The 3,964-nt window shown below is 57.4% G+C and carries 4 protein-coding genes; 1 reads left to right on the forward strand and 3 read right to left on the reverse strand.

The genetic code is table 11. The annotated features are described in order from the left end of the window. The first annotated feature begins 92 nt into the window (after positions 1-92). Positions 93-1,784, forward strand: a complete 1,692-nt coding sequence (locus tag AC11W3_RS11555; protein WP_484093054.1) for an IS1634 family transposase — start codon at positions 93-95, stop codon at positions 1,782-1,784. 346 nt (positions 1,785-2,130) lie between these two features. On the opposite strand, the gene AC11W3_RS11560 is transcribed toward AC11W3_RS11555, so the two are convergent. From AC11W3_RS11560 to AC11W3_RS11570, 3 genes are all read right to left on the reverse strand, one after another. Beyond that, positions 2,131-2,898, reverse strand: coding sequence for a DUF1670 domain-containing protein (locus AC11W3_RS11560; protein WP_484093055.1), 768 nt, complete (start codon positions 2,896-2,898; stop codon positions 2,131-2,133). Continuing rightward, positions 2,895-3,713 carry a DUF1670 domain-containing protein gene (locus AC11W3_RS11565; RefSeq protein WP_484093056.1) on the reverse strand — a complete coding sequence of 273 codons (819 nt, stop codon included), beginning with the start codon at positions 3,711-3,713 and terminating at the stop codon, positions 2,895-2,897. The genes AC11W3_RS11560 and AC11W3_RS11565 overlap by 4 nt, the downstream gene beginning before the upstream one ends. Then, on the reverse strand, positions 3,697-3,964 hold a 268-nt coding region (locus tag AC11W3_RS11570; RefSeq protein ID WP_484093057.1), incomplete at its 5' end, for a hypothetical protein. The genes AC11W3_RS11570 and AC11W3_RS11565, both read right to left, overlap by 17 nt.

The raw sequence follows: 3,964 nt of genomic DNA on the forward strand, positions 1-3,964 counted from the left end.
CTCTCACGCGAGCTATATACCATAACTTGAGGCGCTCCTGTGAGGCACCACAATATCTTGACAATCGCCGGAGAATATTGTATGACCTAATCATGTCCGTCAGCCTGCACAAGAAGATCGTCCGCGGCCACCCCTACTGGTATGCCCGCGAATGCCAGCGCGTCAACGGCAAGCCCAAGATCGTCTGGCAGAAGTACCTCGGCAAGGCCGAGGACATCGCCGCGAACATGGGAGCCCCCTCCAAGCCGCCCTGCCCCACCGAAATCGTCATCTCCGATTTCGGCGCTCCGGCGGCGCTGTATGACCTGACTCGGCAGCTCGACCTCATTGCGGCAATCGATCGGCATGCCGGCAAGCGCGACCAGGGCACAAGCGTCGGGACCTACATGACCCTGGCCGCGGTGAACCGATGCCTGGCTCCCACGAGCAAGGCACGCATGGCCGCCTGGTACCAGGGGACCGTTCTGCGCCGGCTCCTGCCGGTTGCAGCGAATCAACTCACCAGCCAACGTTTCTGGGACCACATGAGCTACCTGGATGCCGACCGGATCAGCGCTATCGAACAGGACCTCACGCGCACGCTCATCGAGCGCTTCCAGGTCGACCTGTCCTGTCTGCTGTACGACACGACGAACTTCTACACCTTCATTGACAGCTTCAATGGAAACAACACGCTGGCCCAACGAGGAAAGAGCAAGGAACAACGCGTGTCTCTGCGCATTGTCGGGCTGGCGCTGCTGGTAACGAAGGACTTCCAGATTCCGCTCTTTCATCAGGTCTATCCGGGCAACGTCCAGGACGCCCGAACCTTCTCGTCCGTTACTGAGTCGCTGGTGGCCCGCTATCGCCTGTTCGCCCGGAAGGTCGACGGCATCACGCTCGTCTACGACAAGGGCAACAACAGCCAGGAAAGCCAGGAGATACTCGACGGCAGTGCCTATCACTTTGTCGGATCCCTGTCCCCTGTGCAGCACCCCGACCTGCTCAAGATCCCCCGTTCCCGTTTTCATCCCCTCAAGGGAGAAGATCTCGAGGGCGTTCTGGCCTGGCGTACGCGTAAGGAAGTGTTAGGTGCTGAACGCACCCTTGTCGTGGTCTACAATCCCGAACTCTTCCTCACTCAATCTGCCACCATCCTCCGCGAGATCCGCAAGCGAACGAACAAACTCAAGGAATTTCAACTTCACCTCGCCCATCCGCCCAAACGTGCCAAGGCGATCACTGTCGAGAGCGCACAGAAGCAGGTTCAGGCAATCCTCTCAGGTCGCCACATGAATGAGCTCATCCAAGCTGATGTGACCCGCAGGGACAACAGGACATATCTCAGCTACCACGTAGATCAGGCGGCCTGGCAAAGGCTCCAGCGCACCCTCCTTGGCAAGAGCATCCTCTTTACCGATCAGGATTCCTGGGCGGATGAAGAGATCGTGCGCGCCTATCGCGGCCAGTACCATATCGAAGAGGCATTCAAGAGAATGAAGAACCCTCACTTCGTCAGCTGGCGGCCCCTGAATCACTGGACGGATCAGAAGATCCGGGTCCATGCCTTCTACTGCGTCCTCGCCCTGATGCTGAGTTCACTGCTGCGCCGATCCCTGGCTCACAAAGGAATCGATCTGAGCGTCCTGCAAATCCTTTCGGCCTTGGCTGGCATCAAGGAAGTAGCGCTTATCCACCGCGGCGCTCATAGCAAAACGGTTCCCGTCATCAGCCACAGCAAGCTCACACCGCTGCAGAAGCGCCTCACCGCGACCCTCAACCTGGAACGCTTTTCGGCCACGTAGGTCATACAAGCCCGAGGCCGCAAATAGCACATGCCAAACGAGATCGCTGGCATTCTGCTCGCTAACTCGGTAAAGTCGGGCTAGCTCCAGGTCTATGCCGACGATCTCTGCTATCTAAGTGCTAATCGAATCGGGGTCGTAATCGGTATCGGCTGATCGATGCCGCCACCGATTGCGATCCCGATCCGAATGGCGCTTAGTTACGAATCTTGCAGATCACCTGTTAGCATTGGAGATGCAGGAGATTGAGCCCCGAAGGGGCGGCGCAGGAGAGCCCAGGGCGTGAGCCCTGGGGACTAGTGGGGCATTGATGGGCCGAGCCCTGTAGTTTAGGCAATATTGCCTGTCAAGCAGGCTTTTTGAGAGCGTCGTCATATTCGGTGATGATGCTTACGTATTGGTTAACCAAGTGCTTGGATAGACCAGTTGTCCGCGTGACGAATTCGATGTCCTGGCTATGCTCATAGCACGTTCTTACGCGATGAAAGTCCTTCAGGTACCGGTCGACGGCTCTTTGCGAGTGTTTGGTCTCATCCGACACCTTACGGGGGTCTTTTCCTTCGTAAACGACCTTGCGAATGATGACCGCCTTGTGGCTTATGCAGGTGCCGAAGTCCTGGATCGTGCCAACATGAGGCAAGGATGTTTCGTGCTCGGCCTCCCACTGTTTCCGCATGATTGAGATGTGTGCGTTGCCGCGCCCTACCAACAGCCCGATATCGCGCATTGAGAGCAAAGCCCCTTGTTCGAACGCCTCGCGACACATTCGGGCAATGGCCTTTCGTGCGATGGCAGACATTCGGGTTCCGGCAGCCAGCTCTTCGACATCTGACGGATCCACGAGTGTGAGCGTCACTGGAACGAGGCGACAGTTGGGGCTGTCAGGCCGGGTTTCTATAGAAACGGCATTCCATAGGCATTGTCCGGGACGCAGATGGTCCCTCGATGGCAGCTGTTGCTCGATCAGCGCCACAATCTTCTCGGCCGCTTTCTGGCGGATCCATGATCCGAAGAAGACAGGAAACTGGCTCTTGAGGAACTCTTCGATCGACGCCTGGAGGAATCGCTTCTGCGCTGAGCCGAAGTGTTTTTGGGACTGGGGCTTATCGATCATGACTGTGTCCTCCCCGCGTGGCTGTGGACACGGTTTTTTTTGAGGAAGCTCTCCAGTTCACGAAGACGGTGCGGAACCGCCTTCATATGGGAGTGGATGTGCTGGAATTCGCGGGTCAGAGCGGTCGAGAGCTTCACCATCAGGGCGACCGTATGGAGATCGAAGCCGGAAGAAAACAGAGCGGCACAGCGCTTGAACTTGTCGACGTAGCTGGCGACGGAGTCGACGCTATGACAGGTCTTGCGGGCGATCTCCGAGTACTCGAATCCCTGAAGCCAGAGTGTAACAATCAGTCGGCGATGGGTGACCGCTCGCCCCATGTCTTTCGTCGTGGAACGCAAGGGCGGCACGATTTTCTGCCTTCGCAAGACGGCCAGGTCGTTGACCAGCGTACGGACCCCGCAATTGAACAGATTGGCCAGATCTTCCAGGGTCAACAGACCTCCCTGTTGGAACCCCTCCCGACACATACGGCAAAGTCGCTTCTGGCGCAGTGCGGGCACCGACCCCTTCTTTCGGGTTTCGATGTCTTCCTTCCCCGCGTAAAGCGTAAGGGTCACGAGTCGCTGCCTGGCCTTGGCCAGCGGAACATTGGGAGCTACCGAGGCATCTACGACGGTCATCTGGATCTGGCCGGGCTTGAGCCCTTGCGAGGAGTCCAACAAAGGGCTGTAGACCTCGTGAACCTTCTCTACGATGGCCTCGGCCTCGAAGGGCGAACAGTTCAAGCCCGTGATCATTTCGCTCATGAACTGAGCGTCGAGGCTCTTAGCCTGGATTCTGTTCCAGTGGGTCAAACTAGTATTGTTGATCATCTGCCCCTTCTGCCTGATTGTGCTCGTTGCGTGAATCGAGATCCTGGTGGTCGTAAGCTTCCAGTCGCCCTACGGGCTCCTTCCAGCTTACGACCACCATCTCAGAGGCTAATTCTCTTTTCCTCACCTGAACACGCAATATTGCACAATCATAGGGGCGAAAGAGGAGGTGGAGACCGCTGCGTGTCAGGCTCGGTGTCTGAATGAATGACGATCCGAGGGCGCGGAAGCCACCTCGAAGGAAAGCAGAT

Source organism: Geomonas sp. (assembly GCF_056994735.1).